The organism is Sulfitobacter brevis, assembly GCF_900112755.1.
Lineage (GTDB): Bacteria > Pseudomonadota > Alphaproteobacteria > Rhodobacterales > Rhodobacteraceae > Sulfitobacter > Sulfitobacter brevis.
Map to the genome: position 1 here is coordinate 29,791 of NZ_FOMW01000015.1, position 15,093 is coordinate 44,883.

Annotated in this window: 14 protein-coding genes and 1 pseudogene; 14 read left to right on the forward strand and 1 reads right to left on the reverse strand. The window is 56.5% G+C overall.

The window, feature by feature from the left end:
- Positions 1 to 503: 503 nt before the first annotated feature.
- The 8 genes from BM174_RS17070 to BM174_RS17105 are packed head-to-tail and all read left to right on the forward strand — an operon-like array spanning position 504 to position 8,977.
- Positions 504 to 1,247, forward strand: coding sequence for an IclR family transcriptional regulator (locus tag BM174_RS17070; RefSeq protein ID WP_177209512.1), 744 nt, complete (start codon positions 504 to 506; stop codon positions 1,245 to 1,247).
- Complete coding sequence (locus BM174_RS17075) at positions 1,244 to 2,017, forward strand: enoyl-CoA hydratase/isomerase family protein (protein ID WP_093925070.1); 774 nt, start codon at positions 1,244 to 1,246, stop codon at positions 2,015 to 2,017. The genes BM174_RS17070 and BM174_RS17075 overlap by 4 nt, the downstream gene beginning before the upstream one ends.
- A complete protein-coding gene (locus tag BM174_RS17080) occupies positions 2,014 to 3,627 on the forward strand; it encodes an acyl-CoA mutase large subunit family protein (RefSeq protein ID WP_093925071.1) in 1,614 nt (537 codons plus the stop codon). Before BM174_RS17075 ends, BM174_RS17080 begins: the two co-directional genes overlap by 4 nt.
- A gap of 4 nt (positions 3,628 to 3,631) precedes the next feature.
- Positions 3,632 to 4,027 carry a cobalamin B12-binding domain-containing protein gene (locus tag BM174_RS17085; RefSeq protein ID WP_093925072.1) on the forward strand — a complete coding sequence of 132 codons (396 nt, stop codon included), beginning with the start codon at positions 3,632 to 3,634 and terminating at the stop codon, positions 4,025 to 4,027.
- Positions 4,027 to 5,142, forward strand: a complete 1,116-nt coding sequence (locus tag BM174_RS17090) for a CaiB/BaiF CoA transferase family protein (RefSeq protein ID WP_093925073.1) — start codon at positions 4,027 to 4,029, stop codon at positions 5,140 to 5,142. Before BM174_RS17085 ends, BM174_RS17090 begins: the two co-directional genes overlap by 1 nt.
- Before the next feature lie 11 nt (positions 5,143 to 5,153).
- Positions 5,154 to 6,029: an ArgK/MeaB family GTPase gene (locus BM174_RS17095; RefSeq protein WP_218152940.1), complete on the forward strand. Its 876-nt coding sequence runs from the start codon at positions 5,154 to 5,156 to the stop codon at positions 6,027 to 6,029.
- Between the two features lie 22 nt (positions 6,030 to 6,051).
- The gene (locus BM174_RS17100; protein WP_093925075.1) at positions 6,052 to 7,026 is read left to right on the forward strand and encodes a TAXI family TRAP transporter solute-binding subunit; all 975 of its coding nucleotides are present in this window, start codon (positions 6,052 to 6,054) and stop codon (positions 7,024 to 7,026) included.
- A 4-nt stretch (positions 7,027 to 7,030) separates the two neighbouring features.
- Entirely contained in the window at positions 7,031 to 8,977 is a 1,947-nt protein-coding gene (locus BM174_RS17105) for a TRAP transporter permease (protein ID WP_093925076.1), read from the forward strand.
- Here the strand turns inward: BM174_RS17105 and BM174_RS17110 are convergent.
- A complete protein-coding gene (locus BM174_RS17110) occupies positions 8,961 to 9,563 on the reverse strand; it encodes a CoA transferase (RefSeq protein ID WP_093925077.1) in 603 nt (200 codons plus the stop codon). The genes BM174_RS17105 and BM174_RS17110 overlap by 17 nt on opposite strands.
- Before the next feature lie 7 nt (positions 9,564 to 9,570).
- Between BM174_RS17110 and BM174_RS21440 the strand changes: the two are divergent.
- The 6 genes and pseudogenes from BM174_RS21440 to BM174_RS17140 all read left to right on the forward strand — a co-directional run.
- Positions 9,571 to 9,701 (forward strand): annotated as a pseudogene (locus tag BM174_RS21440) (IS6 family transposase); the annotation flags it as partial.
- Positions 9,702 to 10,004: 303 nt separating this feature from the next.
- Entirely contained in the window at positions 10,005 to 10,916 is a 912-nt protein-coding gene (locus tag BM174_RS17120; protein ID WP_245766422.1) for a PDR/VanB family oxidoreductase, read from the forward strand.
- Entirely contained in the window at positions 10,906 to 12,096 is a 1,191-nt protein-coding gene (locus BM174_RS17125) for a Gfo/Idh/MocA family protein (protein ID WP_245766423.1), read from the forward strand. The genes BM174_RS17120 and BM174_RS17125 overlap by 11 nt, the downstream gene beginning before the upstream one ends.
- Positions 12,093 to 13,085, forward strand: coding sequence for an ABC transporter substrate-binding protein (locus tag BM174_RS17130; protein ID WP_177209513.1), 993 nt, complete (start codon positions 12,093 to 12,095; stop codon positions 13,083 to 13,085). Before BM174_RS17125 ends, BM174_RS17130 begins: the two co-directional genes overlap by 4 nt.
- Positions 13,086 to 13,094: 9 nt before the next feature.
- On the forward strand, positions 13,095 to 13,541 hold the full coding sequence (locus tag BM174_RS17135; RefSeq protein WP_093925079.1) for a hypothetical protein: 447 nt from the start codon (positions 13,095 to 13,097) through the stop codon (positions 13,539 to 13,541).
- A 49-nt stretch (positions 13,542 to 13,590) separates the two neighbouring features.
- Entirely contained in the window at positions 13,591 to 15,072 is a 1,482-nt protein-coding gene (locus tag BM174_RS17140; RefSeq protein ID WP_093925080.1) for an aldehyde dehydrogenase family protein, read from the forward strand.
- Positions 15,073 to 15,093 lie beyond the last annotated feature (21 nt).

Here is a 15,093-nt window from a genome sequence, read left to right on the forward strand (position 1 = left end):
TTGGTGCAAGGATCGCCCCTGCGCTGATCTCGAGGTGGTCTGTACTTTTCAAGAAGCTGTAAAAGTGCCGTTGTCGCGGGGCGGTTCGACATCGTGAAGGCAGGGTCGATCGCGCGAGCGGGTTACCGCGACTATATGACCGTGGCGCAGACGTGGGAAATGCCGCGCCTGACGACAAGGCGTGACGGACTTCCCTTCGAGGGCCCCTTCTTGCTAATTGACCGCGGACTTTGGCTGAACTGCGAAACCCAGTGACCCTACGTTTGAAGCAGGGCCAAGGCATCAGGTCTTTGCTGATTCGACGTAGGTTACTGTAAATTAATCAAATTTTTTGACGTAGACCACCTGGGCGGCTCTGCCGACACTTGTGCGCTTCCGCGATGGACTGCGCAAAGGTTATAGCAATGCCGAGCGCGAATACGCGCTTCCCATCGCAATTACTTGCCTTTCACGCAAAATGGCCGTTTGACATTATTCAACATTTAAAAGATAGTTGCGGTATTATGAATTTCGGATCAGCATCATCAACCCGTGCCGTGCGCTTGTTCGAGGCTTTTGCCAAGATCGGCGCCCCCCAATCCCTGAGCGAGATATCGCATCTTCTGGATACGCCGCTCAGCACCTGCCACGGGCTGGTGCGCGCACTTCAGGATGGCGGATATCTCTACTCCAACCGCGGCACTCGGCAGCATTACCCGACCCGTCGATTGCTGCAGATTGCAGAAACCATCGCCTCCAATGATCCGGTGGTGAAATACTTTGACAGTCATATGTCAGCGCTGCGCGACCTCACTCAGGAAACCGTGATCCTTGGCGCGATGCAAAAGGACACGGTGGTTTATTTGAACGTCACCGAAAGCCCCAGCGTGATCCGCTACAGCGCCCGCCCCGGCGATATCAAGCCACTGCATTCCAGTGCTTTGGGTAAGCTGATGTTGGGCGAATTGTCCGAGGGAGAGCGCGAAAGTCTGGTAACAACGCTTGAACTGAATGCAGTGACGGGTAGCACACTGACCGACCTTGACGCGCTGCGCCGCGATTTGAAAAAGGCCGCTGCGGCTGGCATTTATGTGACCGAGGGCGAGAATGTTTCAGAGGTTATGGCACTGGCCGCACCGACCCGCGTGGCGGGTGAGGTCTATGGAATTGCCGTGGCGGGCCCGATCGAGCGGATGCGACGCAACCGAGATTCGATAGAGGCAGCGCTCAAAGCGACCTGTGCCAGCATCGGCGGGGATTTCGGATGACCGCGCCTGTTGAAATCGCAAAGCGGGATGCCGTACTGCATGTCTGCATCAGCCGCCCTGAAAAGCGTAATGCGCTCAGCATGGCGACGCTGGACGCCGTGGCGGCCGCGTTTGACACGAACGCCAGCGACCCTGACCTCCGCTTGGCAGTTTTGACAGGTGCGGGTGACAAGAGCTTTGCAGCGGGCGGTGATCTTACGGAATTGGCAGCAGTCAAAGGTGAACAGGCCGCTGTTGAAATGGCTACCCACGCCAAAACCGCGCTGAGCGCGGTGCGCAACTTTCCTCTGCCTGTGGTCGCGGCGCTGAACGGCGATGCGCTCGGCGGCGGCGCCGAACTGGCGCTGGCCTGTGACATGCGGGTTGCAGCGTCACACGCGCGGATCGGGTTTATCCAAGGCAAGCTTGGCATTACGTCGGCTTGGGGCGGTGGGGTTGATCTGATGCGTCTGATCGGGCCTGCCCGCGCGCTGCAGATGATGACGCGGATGGAGATGCTCGACCCGTCGAGTGCCACCGACATGGGGCTTTATAACAGTGTCGCAGATGATACGGCCTCGCTGGCCGATGCGCTGGAGGCATTTATTGCCCCGATGCGCAGCCAGTCGCCGCATGTGATGCGTTCTTTCAAGGCATTGGCGCTGCAATTGCGCAAAGAAAACAGGGAGGGGATGGACCAGCTGGAAACTAAGAATTTCGGTTTCGCCTGGGCCCATCCCGATCATGACAGCGCCGTTGACCGACTGCTGAACAAGACGAGGGCGACATGAACGATACGGCAACCCAGAAACCGGCGTACAACCACCTGTCGCATACCCCCTCAGGTATTGAGGTGCCGGTTATTGTCACCAGTGAAATGGCCGGAAAGATCGACATCGGTGCACCTGGGCAGTTTCCTTTCACCCGCGGCATATTTGAAAACGGCTATCGCGGCCGGCTCTGGACCATCCGGCAATACTCCGGCTTTGGCACGGCGGAATCCACCAACGAACGCTACCGGTTCCTTCTGGATCGGGGCCAGACGGGGCTTTCCGTCGCACTCGATCTGCCGACACAGTGCGGCTATGACCCTGACGACGCTATGGCAATGTCAGAAATCGGCAAGGTAGGGGTCTCGCTTTCCAATCTGGCAGAGGCCGAAATTCTGTTCGACCAGATAGACCTGTCAAAAATCTCGACATCATTCACCATCAACGGCACGGCGGCGATCATCTATGCGATGTATCTGGCCGTCGCCGATAAAAAGGGCGTGCCGCGATCCCAGTTAACGGGCACCATTCAGAACGACATCCTGAAAGAATACGTGGCGCGCGGCACATGGATTTTCCCGGTGCGCCCCTCGATGCGCCTGATCGCCGACTCAGTGCTTTATGCGAACGAGCAAACTCCACGCTTTAACCCGATTTCGATTGCCGGCGCCCACGTTCGCGACGCGGGCTCAACGGCGGCTGAAGAAATGGCCTATACGCTGGCGAATGGTTTGGCTTACGTCGATGAATTCAAGCGCCGCGGAGGGGACATTGAAAAATTCGCCAAACGCCTGAGCTTCTTCTTTTATGTTCATATGGACTTGTTCGAGGAGGTCGCGAAATTCCGTGCCGGTCGTCGGATGTGGGCCAAGATGCTGTCCGAGCGTTATGGCGTGAAGGACGAGAAAGCCCTTCAGTTCCGCTTTGGCGTTGTCTGTGGCGGGTCTTCTCTGACCGCAGCCCAGCCGATGAACAATGTGGTGCGGGTCGGCATCGAAACCATGGCAGCGGTCATGGGCGGAGCGCAGTCAATCTTTACCTGTGCCTTTGACGAAGCCTATCAGATCCCGACCGAGACCAGCGCGGAAATTGCCTTGCGGACCCAGCAGATCGTCGCCGAAGAAAGCGGTGTCGGACGCACGGTCGATCCGTTGGGCGGCAGCTTTTATGTCGAATGGCTGACTGACCAGATGGAAGAGAAGATCACCCAGATTATGGATGAGCTGGATGAATACGGCGGCGTCGTGAAAGCCATTGAAGACGGGTACCTGCAAGCCAAAGTTGCAGAACGCGCCCGCGAACGCAAATCCGCAACCGACAGCGGCGCGCGCCCCGTCGTCGGTGTGAACGTCGGCAAGCGGGACAAGAATGAAAGCGACAAAGGCGAGATGTTCAGCCAAGACCCCGAAACTGTCAAACAGGTCTTGGCCAAACACGAAGGCATCATGGCGCGCCGCGATCAGGCAGCAGTGGACAAGGCGCTTGAAGCACTGGCGAAAGCCGCCGCGACCGACACTGAGAACGTCATGCCGCATCTGGTCGATTGCTGCCACGCCTATGCCACCGTCGGCGAAATGGTCGCCACCCTGAAAAAGGAATGGGGCGAATTCCAGGAACCCATAAGGTTTTAATGACATGACACTCGAGAAAAAACGCATCCTGATTGCCAAACCCGGGCTGGATGGTCACGACGTTGGAGCCAAAGTGATCGCTCTGGCGCTCAGAGACGCGGGTGCCGAGGTGATATATACCGGTCTGCGGCGTAGCCCCGAGCAGATCGTGCGCATCGCGGTTGACGAAGATGTGGATATGCTCGGTCTGTCGATTTTGTCAGGCAGCCACAAGGAATTGGCCCGATCGGTCATCGCTCAGTTGCACGCGGAAGAGGCGGGCGACATCAAGGTTTTTGTCGGCGGCACCATTCCGGACGAAGATTTTGACAACCTGCGCGAAGCGGGCGTGTCGGGCATTTTCACCAGTGAGATGACGATCGACTCTGTCATTGCCGAAATCGAACGACAGCTTTCCTGATGGCAGGTCCGCTGACAGGCAAAACCATTATCGAGATCGGCCATATGCTGGCGGGTCCTTACTGCGGGATGTTGCTGGCCGATCTGGGTGCGCGTGTCATCAAGGTCGAAGCCCCCGAGGGCGATATCGGGCGTACCATCGGACCCCATCACATCGGATCACACAATGCCTATTTCGCATCGCTCAACCGCAGCAAGGAAAGCGTTACGCTGGACCTTACCTCTGATGAAGGGCGCGCAGGATTGGCAAAGCTTGTCGGTATGGCAGACGGTCTTTTCACCAATCTGCGTCCTGCGGCGATCAAGAAGCTTGGCCTGACATACGACAGTTTGAAACAGATCAAGCCCTCGCTCGCCTGTCTTGCGCTAACCGGATACGGGTTGGACGGACCCTATGCAGATTCCCCTGCTTACGACTATGTAATTCAGGCAATGACGGGCGTGCTGCTGTTGACCGGCGACCCGGACGGCCCCCCCGTCAAACCGGGGTTTTCAGCCGTCGACAACTCTGCCGGCATCATGGGCGCGCTGGGACTGGTTGCGAAGATGCTTGAAGGCTCAGGCGGGCAGGTTGATGTCTCGATGTATGACACGATGATGTCTCAATTGAACTATCTGGGCAGCGGATATTTGAACGCAGGGGCACAGACCCCCCGGATCAAGGACGGTGCCCACCCCTATATCGTTCCTGCGCAACTCTTCCCGACCCAAGATGGCTATATGGTGATGTTCATCACCCATGATAAATTCTGGCGGCTTTTTGCAGAGTCGCTGGGCGAGCAAACTTGGCTCGAAGACCCCCGTTTTTCCAAGATGTCAGGCCGCTCTGCAAACCGCGATCTGGTGGTGGGAGAAATTGCCAAACGTCTGATGGAAAAGCCTGCGGATGCATGGGTCGAACAGCTTGCACCGCTGGGCCTTGTGGTGGCGTCAATCTGCACTTTGCCCGATGCCCTCAATGGGCCGCTCTGCGCGTCGCGCGACATGGTGATCGAAATCCTTGTCAAAGACGGCAAGTTGCGTCTGATCGGCAGCGCCATCAAAAACGAAGGTACAGCCCCCGACTACCGCGCCCCGCCCGCCTTGGGCGAACACAATGACATTGTTGCAGGGTAGGGAGAATGCAGATGCACCGCTTGCCCCGTCGACAGATTTCGCGTGACCTGACGCGGGTCGCTAATGCGCCGGTCAGTGATGTGTTGGAAGCGATTGGCGATACCGACGTGCCACCTGCCTTTCGGATTGGCATCACCGGTCCGCCGGGCGGCGGCAAATCCACGTTGATAAACGCGCTGGTAGCGGAACGGCTTGGCAACTCCCTCGAGACAACGCTGGCGGTACTGGCTATTGATCCGGCGAGCCCCGTCAGCGGCGGCGCGATACTGGGTGACCGCATCCGCATGGATGCAATCGCCGATCTACCTGGGCTGTTCATCCGGTCACTGTCCAGCAGGGGCGCGCGAAACGGGCTTTGCGATAATGTTGTTGATCTTCTGGCTCTGCTCGAGGGGCATGGCTTCAGTGAAATCCTGCTCGAAACCGTCGGGGTCGGTCAGTCCGAAGTCGCCGTGCATGAGGTGGTCGATACGCTAGTGGTCATCGTGCCGCCCGATGCTGGTGACAGCGTTCAGACGATGAAATCGGGTATCCTGGAGATGGCGGATATCGTTGTCGTCACCAAGGGCGACCAGCCTGGCGCACAGCGGATGGCCGCAGATTTGGCCGCCGTGCTGCGTGCACGCGCGGGCCGCGAGCCCCCTGTCATTCAAACCCAGTCGAGCGGCGTCGGCGTGGCCGAATTAAGCGCGGCGATCACCGCGCACCATCGCTGGGTTACTGAACAACGCCCTGCCACCCTCTCACGCGAAAAGCGACGGATTTATCATCTGAAAGCGCTGATAGAGCGGCAGATACACGAGGCGCTAAGATCTGATCAACAGATCGCGCAGGGCACATTGAGCCAATCTTACGACCGTCTACTTGCAAACTTGCGGGTGACGTAAATCCGAAAACCGGGAGGAAACGATGACTGCATTATTTTTGAGAGCAACGGCTGTCGCCGCTGCTGTTATTTCCGCAGGTTCTGCCTATGCGCAGGACAGGCTGACGATGGGGGCCACACATAGCGCCTCTTCTTTTTACGCCTATCAGGTCGGGATCACGAACTTTCTGAACACCGCCGTAGAAAACATCAACATTAACGTTCGCGAACTCGGCGGAGCCGAAGTCTCGACAGAAGCTCTGCTGCGCAACGAGGTCGATATGGGTATCGCGGTGACCTCTTCGGACTTTTCGGCAATCAAAGGGCAGGAACCTTTCACGAGCCCCGCTGAAAATTTGCGCACACTTTACTATTTTGCGCCGCTCCCGCTCAATTTTGTGATCGCTGCGGATGCCAAAGTTGATAGTGTTGATGCGCTCGCCGATATGGCTTTTAATCCAGGCGGGCGTGGCACGTCGACTGAACGGCAGGTTGAGCAGGTGATGGAGACCATCGGCGTGATGCCTGACTGGCTGCGGGCCGAAGGTGGCGATGCGCTGGATGCGTTTCAGAACGGCAAAATCGTCGGATTTGTTAAAGGTGGCAATCATCCAGACGGCTATATCCAGCAAGCCGCATCAGCGCGTGAATTAGTATTTCTGTCGCTAAACGAAGCGCAACGCAAAGCGGTTACAGACGCCTATCCCTTTTTTAGTTCGGCCACCAATACTCCGGGCGAATTTTATGGCAAGACCGAGGGCGAGGTGACGACTATTCAAACCGCAATCGGTATCAACACCACGTCTAATCTTGATGAAGAAACCGCTTATCAGATCGCAAAAGCTGTGTTTTCCGACGCAGGCAAACAAGCTGCTTCGGAAGTCTACGCGCCTGCAAAGACGATAGACGCGGCTCAATTGACTATCGATGCTGCGGTGGCACCGCTTCATAAAGGCGTGATCCGGTATCTGGAAGAAGCAGGATATACAGTGCCAGACGCGCTGATGGCGCAGGACTGATCACATGGGCGATCTGGCACCGGCGGAATTGACGGCAACTGGGGAACACCCACCCCGGTCGTCCTCCATGCAATTTTTGCTGGTGCTGGCCGCCCTTTGGGTTTTGTTCCACTTGGTCGCCGCCGGATCGGGTGTGATCGGCAGCCATGTGTTGCGCAGCGTGCATTTGGGTGGGGCTATCATCCTAACGCTTTGCTACAAGCCGCTAGCGGGGTCTTGGCGCTGGATCGACGCTCTGCTGATTTTGGCGGTGATCGCGTCAACGCTTTACCTTGTGGTGCGTAGCGACGCGATCCTGCTATCCAACTGGTTTACCTTTCTCTGGCCTGAGCGAATTCTAGGGGCCATGCTTTTCGTCTCGCTGATCGAAGCTGTGCGTCGCGCCCTCGGTTGGGGGTTCGTCGCGTTAATCGCGGTTTTCGTAGGGTATGCGGTTCTTGGCCCATGGATTCCGGGCGTGTTCGGACACCGGGGTCTCTCAATTGACCGTCTGATCTTCAGTTTTTATCTCGGCAGCCAAGGCGTAACGGGTATGCTGATCGGAATTTCTGCCAGTATCGTTGCGCTTTTTCTGATCTTTGGTGAAATCCTGAATGCCAGCGGGGCAGGGAATACGTTCATCAACGTGGCCTTGCGCATTGGCGGCAGGCTGCGCGGCGGGGCGGGCATGGTGGCCGTGATCGGCAGCGCGTTTATGGGGATGATCAATGGTAGCGCCGTGGCGAATGTCGCCTCCACTGGAGTGCTGACAATTCCGTTGATGCGCCGTCTCGGATTTTCGCGCAACCTCGCTGGCGCGATTGAGGCTGTTGCCTCCACCGGCGGACAGTTCATGCCACCGATCATGGGGCCAGGTGCCTTTCTGATGGCAGAACTTTTGGGGATTTCCTATCTGGATGTCGCGGTCGCGGCGCTAATCCCGTCGACGCTATTTTATATCGGTCTGTTGCTTGCAGTCTGGCTTCTTGCTGGCAAAAACGGCCTGCAACCAATTCCGGCTGATATGATCCCAAGTCGCAAGGTGACCTATGCCCCCGTGGCTCTGATGGCGCTGCTTTTGCCGATTGGCGTGCTGGTCGGCCTGGTGATCGCCCGCTTTACTGTTCAATACGCGGTGCTCGCCGCAATTATCATTGCCGCTGTGCTTCTGGTGGTGCAGGCGCTGATCAGACGTGCGAACCGCACGGCGGAGACGGGAAAAGATGCACCCGTCGCGGCCCTTGCGCTGGCGTTTGACCTGTCAGCACGCAATATCGCTTACGTGGGCATGATCATCGCCGCTGCACAGATTATCGTTGCCGTCATCAACCTCACCGGTCTTGGCGTGACGCTGTCGCAAATCATCGTAAGTCTGGGTCAAAGCAATCTGATGCTGTCGTTGGTGCTGACGATGGGGGTGGCTATATTGTTGGGGATGCCAACGCCCGCCGCTTATGCAGTTGCTGCTGCTGTTCTTGGACCACCGCTCGCCCGTTTGGGCCTAGAGATGCTGCCCGCGCATCTGTTCATCTACTACTTTGCCTGTCTTGCGGCGATCACCCCGCCTGTCGCTTCGGCGGTGTTTGCGGCCTGCGCAATCAGCCGTGGTTCGGTCATTCCGACCGCCGGCCACGCGATCCTTTTGTCGCTTAGCCTGTTTCTGATACCGTTCCTGTTTGTCAACGACCCTGTCTTGCTTCTGGAAGGCAGCCCGTTGCGGATCGCTCTCGCGGTGATCAGCGGGATGCTGGGGGTGGCAACACTTACACTGGCGACCATCGGCTATCTGATGGCGCCCATTCCAGCGGTGTTCAGGGTTGTACTGGGCATTGCGGCACTGGCACTCATCGTTCCGGGTTGGGTCAGTGATCTGGTCGGGTTGCTGGTTGCGACAGTCGTTTTTGGGTTGTTGCTATCAGGACAGGTTAGGTCGTCGACTGCAGCAGTCAGCCCTGCTAATCGGTCGCCTTAAGCACCCCGTCGGCCAGCATCGCATCCACCTCAGCTCGGCTGAAACCGAGGCCAAGTGATACTCCAACGCTATGTTCCTCCAATCGTTGTGCAAGCAGACGCAGACGGGTGGCGTCCGAGCGGGTGTTGACCGGAAAACCGATCATCCGCAGATCTCCCTCAGTGGGGTGAGCGTGGACCGTGTACATCTTGCGCGCTTGCAGGTGGGGATCGTCAAAAAGCTGATCGACGCTATTCACTTCGCCAAACAGAATATCCTTTTCAAGCAAAAGCTCAGTCCACTGGGCATTTGTTTTTGTTAACGCGGCCTCTTCGATGATGGCGTAAAGCGTGTCGTAGTTGCGGCTGCGCCCTGCGGGGGTGGCGTATTCAGGATTTTCGCCCAGTTCACCCCGTCCGATAGCCTCGAAAAATCGCAGCCACTGGTCGCCTGTATAGGGCAGGATGCACATCAGCCCGTCTTGAGTGCGGAAGGGTCGGCGGTTGGGATTGATTACACGGGCATAACCGGTTTTGCCGCGGGGCGGCTCAAAGGACTGCCCCGCCATATGTTCCGGCATCAAAAAGGCGACCATGGTTTCGAACATCGGCACCTCGATCCATGATCAAGTCCAAACCGTATTTCGCCCTCGCCGCCACAAACTATCCGCCCCTGCCTATCGACAATCTCGCTCAGATGCTCACAGCATTTGAACGACATCACATGCGTGTTGAAGGCCGCTTGACCAGGGCTGTGTGGCTCCTTTTTGGCAAGATCCGATAAGTTGACGATGCCGTCCAAACCGATGATTGGCGCAGTTCCTTTTGGAAAGATTGCGGGCAGTGGCTCCGCGTTGCCACCAGCACCTTTGGGAGTAGGTGAAGATGCTGGCCCTATGAAATTTAGCCAGCAAACTGGCTTTGCCTTGACATAAACTTAGGTATCTAAGTATTAAGGAGCAACGAGGCGTTCTATCGAGACATCGCAGTTAGCTGCGGATGTTTCAAAATGAGGATTGGTAATGGCTGACATTAGGATGAGGATCGTCATGCGCCGCGCGCTGACTGAGGATATCTGCGAATTTACGCTCGAGCCTGTGGTAAATGAGAACTTGCCCAGTTTCACACCCGGCGCACATTTGACGATCGAGACACCGTCTGGAGCGATGCGGCGCTATTCGCTCGTGAATGATGGCACGTCGCCAGAACAATATGTCATTGCGATTAAGCGCGAAAGCAATTCGCGCGGCGGCTCTATCTCAATGCATGAGGACGCTATCGAGGGGGCCGAATTGCTCGTAAGTACGCCCGAAAATACCTTTGAGTTGACCGAAGCCAAAGAGTACCTGCTGATTGCTGGTGGAATCGGCGTGACTCCCATTTATGCAATGGGGCAGCATCTGGCACGAGAAAACATCCCGTACCGAGTTATCTATTGTACGCGCAGTGAAGAAGAAACGGCTTACCTCGCCGAAATTAAAGAACTCTTTGGCGATCGATTGACTTTGCATCATGACGGCGGCGATATCGAAAGCATCTATGATTTCTGGGATCATTTCGAAGAACCCAAAGACATGAAAGTGTATTGCTGTGGGCCGGCACCGATGCTCGAGGAAATCGAGGCCATCTCTGGCCACTGGCCCGAAGGCCGCGTGATCTTTGAAGACTTTAAGCCAGTGGAAGTGGTGCGCGAAGATGACACGGCGTTTAATGTGAAGCTTGAAAAATCGGGAAAGACAGTTCGTGTCCCGGAAGATCGTTCGATCTTGGAAGCTTTGCGAGACGCAGGCATTGCAACCGTAAGTTCATGCGAGAGCGGGACATGTGGCACCTGCAAAACGCGACTATTGGCTGGGAGAGCCGAGCATAGGGACATGGTCCTGATGGATGACGAGAAAGACGACCATATCATGATCTGCGTTTCGCGGTCGAAAAGCGAGGAGCTTTGCCTTGACCTCTGATGCGGTACGTATCGGGGTCGCGGGACTTGGCCGAGCGTTCATGCTCATGCTGCCCACATTTCGAAATGATCCTCGTATAAAACTGGTTGCTGCGGCGGCGCCGCGCGCCGCAAGCCGTGCTGCATTCGAAGCGGAATTCGGGGGCCGTACCTATGCAACTGTTGAAGAGCTTGCGAAAGATGCAGATGTAGACTTGATCTATATTGCGACCCCCCACCAAATGCATGCGGAACACGTCGATGCGGCTGCACGTGGGGGAAAGCACATCCTCGTGGACAAACCGCTGGCCGTGTCGATGGGTGATGCAGACCACATGGTTGCTGCCGCAGAAGCTGCTGGCGTGCACCTGATCGTCGGTCCGAGTCACAGTTTCGACCCCCCAGTGTCTCTTGCGCGCACCCTGATTGAAAGCGGCGAGTTTGGGGCCGTCCGGATGGTGCAGGCTTTAAACTATACCGATTTTCTCTATCGTCCTCGCCGCCCCGAAGAGCTTAGAACCGAAGAGGGTGGAGGGGTTCTGTTCAGTCAGGGCATTCATCAGATCGATATCGTGCGTTTATTGTGTGGCGGGCGGGCGCGCAGCGTTACAGCGCAGACCGGGGCTTGGGATCCGGACCGTCCGACCGAAGGTGCGTATTGCGCGCTTATGGATTTCCAATCAGGTGCATTTGCCAGCCTTACATACTCAGGCTATGCGCACTTTGACAGCGATTGCTGGATGAATGACGTGGGAGAGTTGGGCGGCCCCAAGTCCCCAGAAGGCTACGGTCAAGCGCGCAAGGCTCTACGGGATCTGGATCCCGGGGCAGAGGCCCAGCTCAAGTCAACGCGCACATATGGGGCGGGACGAGAACCATTGGCGCCGAAGCATAATGAGCACTTCGGGCCTATCTTGGTCTCGTGCGATCGCGCGGACCTTCGATTGACGCCCGACGGTGTTGAAATCTTTGCAGATACAAAACGCAGCTTTCGCAAAGCGCCCTTAGATCCAGCGCCACGCAAACCGGTAATTGATGCCGTGGTAGCTGCTGTTTGCGAAAGTATTTCACCTGCCCAGACTGGCAGGTGGGGACGTGCAAGCCTCGAAGTTTGCCACGCCATATTGCAATCTGCTGAACGGCGCAAAACGATTTTACTGACCCGCCAATGCGGAACTACTCCAAAGGAGATACACTCATGACCGATTTGACGCTTTCAATTGCAATGGGAAACTACGACAGAACGCGCGCAATCGTTGACGGGCGCGTAAAGATTGATGGCGTGGATCCGGTACCGATGTTGCTATCGCCGGAGGAGATGTTTTTTCGTGCCTTCAGGCATCAGGCGTTCGATGTGTCTGAGCTGTCATTGTCATCCTACTCAATCTCTGTGGCGCGCGGCGACGCACATTATGTCGCGGTGCCAGTGTTTCTGAGCCGCGCATTTCGACATACGTCGGTTTACATACGGACCGATCGCGGCATCGAGCGGCCAGAGGATTTGAAAGGCAAGAAGATTGGTATTGCGGAGTATCAGCTTTCTGCAAATGTCTGGGTACGCGGGATACTCGACGAAGATTTTGGGATAAAGCCCTCTGACGTGACTTGGGTTCGGGGTGGGATGGACACACCCGGACGCCCTGAAAAAATCAATGTTAAATTACCCTCGGACGTTGAGGTCGTTGCTGCTCCCGAGGGTGCGACGCTTAATGGTATGCTGGCGGACGGGGACATAGACGGGTTTATCGGACCTCGCTGGCCCCGCTGCTTTTCGGAAGGTCATCCACATGTCGGAAGGCTTTTCACGGACAGCGTTGATGCTGCCGAAGACTATTATCGCCGCACTCAGATTTTTCCTATCATGCATGTTCTGGGTATCCGGCGAAGCATAGCGGAGATGCATCCTTGGCTGCCAGGCGCGTTGATGAAAGGCTTCACACAGGCAAAGGTTCTGGCACAAGAAGCTCTACAGGATACCTCCGCAACAAAGGTTACTATGCCCTTTGTCGAGGACAATCTTCATCGGGCGCAGGCGCTTATGGGGAGCGATCCGTGGACCTACGGTGTGGGACAGAACCGGCATGTCCTTGATCGCTTTCTTGACTATCACCATGCGCAGGGGCTGTCGCCGCGACGGGTCCAAGTTGATGAGCTGTTTCATCCTTCCACACTTGAAGCTTATAGCCTTTGAGGGGCGACTATGATTGAATTTAATCCACGTGACGTGATCGAGATCGAGATTTTGGATCACAAAGCATATGTTCAGGTTACGCATCGGCACGCGAGCTATCCACCTGTCGTACGTGCACTGGATGGACTCCACAAAGACCGCCCTGACGACCTTCAGGCGTTGGTCTCAGGTCCGACAAACTTTATCGCGATGATCCCGCTGAAAAGTGCACTGTCGCGTTCCGGTGCGCGCTTCGAGTTGATCGAAGGTGCCGATATCCCAGAAGTTCACCGATCTTTCCCAACCTTTCGCATGCCGATCCGCAACAAGAGCGGTGAGATTGTCTATTGGTGGTTCTGGGACGGAAGTGGCTTGAGCTATGATGCCGATCTGGATGCTGATCAGGAAAAATTACCTTTGCGTGAGGTCATGACCGCTCAGCAGTTTTTGGAGCGTTTGGGCCAGATGCAGGACTGAAATCGGCCATGCGTGTAACATCCTACCGATATATTAAAAGGACGCGGCCATGACGGGTATAACACGTCTCGATCTGGAAAATGTGCTGCCGAAGCACCGTGATATCTACCTTGGCGGTTTATGGCAGGCGCCTGTGTCGGGGCGCTACGTAGACACATTAAATCCAGGGACGGGAGAGCCTTTGGCATCGGTTGCCGACGGGGGCCGCGAGGATGTTGACGCAGCAGTTAAGATGGCTCGGCTAGGATTCCTTGAATGGCGAGACGTAGTGCCACTGGAGCGGGCACGTATTCTCAAAGAGATTGCCACCATCCTGCGTCGCCATGGCGATGAGCTCGCGATGATCGACGCTGCAAACTGCGGCAACCCCTACACCGAGATGCGAGGCGACGCGGCAATTGCCGCAGCCCAAATGGATCTTTTCGCCGGGCTCGTAACCGAAATGAAGGGCGACACGATCCCAATGGGGCCGGATCGCCTGAACTTATCTGTCAGGGAGCCGCTGGGAGTGGTCGCGCGCATTCTGGCTTTTAATCATCCTTTTATGTTTTGCGGCGGTAAGATGGCTGCCCCGCTAGCCGCCGGAAACGCAGTGATAATCAAGCCTCCAGTGCAAGCGCCATTGTCGGCCCTTCGACTGGCTGAGCTGGTGGATGGGCTTTTACCCCAAGGCGTGTTTTCTGTTCTGCCTGGCGGGACCGAGGCCGGAGCGGCACTGGCAGAACATCCAGGCGTAGATAAGGTGACGCTAATTGGATCGGTCGAAGCTGGACGCGCCGTGATGCGTGCCGCTGCGAACACAGTCAAACCTGTCTTGCTTGAGCTGGGGGGCAAAAACGCTCTAATTGCCTATCCAGATAGCAAGCCAAAGCGGATCGCTGAGGCAATGGTCACCGGCATGAATTTCGGTTGGTGTGGTCAATCCTGTGGGTCCACTAGCCGCGCCTTTCTGCATGACGACATCCATGATGCTGTGATCGAACATCTTGACGAGGCGGTAGCGCGGTACCGTCCCGGATTGCCGACTGATCCCGATACAACCATGGGAGCCTTGGTGTCCAAAACGCATTTCGATCGCGTAATGTCCTTCATTCAAAGCGCCAAGTCGGAGGGGGCTCAGGTTGTGACCGGCGGCCAGGCATTCACCGAGGGTGCTATGGCCAAAGGGTATTTTATCGCACCGACAATTTTTTCAGGTGTGACGCCGGACATGCGCATTGCCCGCGAAGAGATTTTTGGGCCGGTTCTAGCGATTCAGCGCTGGTCCGATGAGACCGACATGCTTGCCCAGGTAAACGGGCTGAATGTGGGGCTGACTTGCGCAATCTGGACACGTGATCTGGCCATAGCTCACCGAGCGGCGAAACGCGTCGAAGCAGGGTTTGTTTGGATTAACGAGGTCGGGCGCCATTTCCTCGGCGCTCCCTTCGGCGGTGTCAAGCAATCTGGCATCGGTCGCGAGGAGGGGATTGGTGAGCTAATTTCCTTTACGCATGAGAAGAATATTCACGTCAACCTGTCCGGCCAGTGACGATATAATTGAAGTGAGAAA